Source organism: Phenylobacterium sp., assembly GCF_030697305.1.
GTDB lineage: Bacteria > Pseudomonadota > Alphaproteobacteria > Caulobacterales > Caulobacteraceae > Phenylobacterium.
In genome coordinates, this window is the sequence record NZ_JAUYQL010000032.1 from 1 (window position 1) to 1,525 (window position 1,525).

At 68.7% G+C, this 1,525-nt stretch carries 2 protein-coding genes and 1 tRNA gene; 2 read left to right on the forward strand and 1 reads right to left on the reverse strand.

The window, feature by feature from the left end; all coding sequences use genetic code 11:
- On the reverse strand, positions 1-526 hold a 526-nt coding region (gene sfsA, locus Q8R27_RS03505; RefSeq protein WP_305697706.1), incomplete at its 3' end, for a DNA/RNA nuclease SfsA.
- A 64-nt stretch (positions 527-590) separates the two neighbouring features.
- On the opposite strand from sfsA, the gene Q8R27_RS03510 reads away from it, so the two are divergent.
- The gene (locus Q8R27_RS03510; RefSeq protein WP_305697707.1) at positions 591-1,376 is read left to right on the forward strand and encodes a molybdopterin-binding protein; all 786 of its coding nucleotides are present in this window, start codon (positions 591-593) and stop codon (positions 1,374-1,376) included.
- A gap of 48 nt (positions 1,377-1,424) precedes the next feature.
- Positions 1,425-1,510 (forward strand) — tRNA-Leu (locus Q8R27_RS03515).
- Positions 1,511-1,525 lie beyond the last annotated feature (15 nt).

Consider the following 1,525-nt stretch of genomic DNA (forward strand, 5'->3'; position numbering starts at 1 on the left):
GGGCCAAGGCCCGGTCGCCGGCCGCAACCATCGCCTGCAGCTCGCGCAGGTGCTTCGACGAGCGCGCGGCAACGCAATCGGGGAACTCGGCCAGGCCGGGCGTGCGCATCAGGTGGCAGTTCTTGACCTCCAGCCAGGCCGGTGGCCGGCCTTCGCCCTGAAGCAGGAAATCCACCCGGCTGTTGGTCCCGTACTTCACTTCGCGGCGCACGCTGGAATAGCCGGAGAGTTCGGGGATCACGCCATCGGCCAGCGCCTCGGCGACCAGGCGGTTAGGGTGCATGGTGTTGATTCCCACCACGCCGCCGTCGGCCTCGACAAGCTCCAGGGTCCAGGCGAGCTTGCGCTTCGGGTCGGGCGACTTCGACAGCCAGGCGCCCAGGCCCGGCGTGTTGAGGCCCAGCATCGCGCCGGGGTTCGGGCAGTGGACGGTCAGCGCTGTTCCGTCGTCCAGCACCACGTCGGCCAGGAAGCGCTTGTAGCGCTGCACGAGGACGCCGTGAACGAGCGGTTGCGGGAAGTCCATCGGCTGAGGCTTAGTCCGAGTCGGCGACGCGCCGGAGCGTCGGCGCCCTGAAGGAGCTTGAGCGATGGGAAGTCCGCAAAGCGAGGATGCGCCGGTCGAGTGCGCGGTGCTGATCATCGGCGACGAGATCCTGTCGGGCCGCACCCAGGACACCAACCTTCGCGATATCGCCCGCTACCTTGCCGTCCACGGGATCGACCTGGCCGAGGCGCGCACGGTGCGCGACGTGATGGACGAGATCGTCGAGGCGCTGAATGCGCTGCGCGAACGCTACGACTATGTGATCACCACCGGCGGCATAGGACCGACCCACGACGACATCACCGCCGATGCGGTGGCCCTGGCGTTCGGGGTGGAGCTGCACGAGCACCCCGACATTCTGGCGATCATGAGCAAGCGCTGGGGCGGCGAGCTGAACGCCGCGCGCCGGCGCATGGCCCGCGTGCCGATGGGCGGCGATCTGGTGCAGAACCCGGTGCAAGGCCCGCCGGGCTTCACCATCGGCAACGTCTTCACCCTGGCGGGCGTGCCGGCGATCATGCGCGGCATGCTGGAGGACGTGGGCTGGCGCATGCGCAGCGGCGTGGTCACCATCGCACGCACCGTCCGCGTCGAAGGCTCGGGAGAGGGCGTCATCGCAGCCCCCCTGGAGGCCGTCGCCAAGGCGCATCCGAAGATGTCGCTGGGCAGCTATCCGTTCTTCGGCCCCGAGGGCTACGGCTCCAACCTGGTGCTGCGAGCCCGCGACGCAGGCGAACTGGACGCGACGGTGGACGAACTGGTCGAGGCGCTGCGCGGCGCGGGCGTCACGACGATCAAGCTGATCGACCCTGAAGAGACCCGCGCCTGACTTTCCTGCCCGCTGCGAAAGCGGCTATGGCGTGAGCGGCGCACCCCAGCGGACGTGGCGAAACCGGTAGACGCAGCAGACTTAAAATCTGCTTCCCACAAGGAGTGCGGGTTCGAGCCCCGCCGTCCGCACCAATTCATCCAACACCG

Coding starts and splice junctions, on each gene's coding strand:
- Q8R27_RS03510 (WP_305697707.1), top strand. CDS start 591: ATGGGAAGTCCGCAAAGCGAGGATGCGCCGGTCGAGTGCGCGGTGCTG.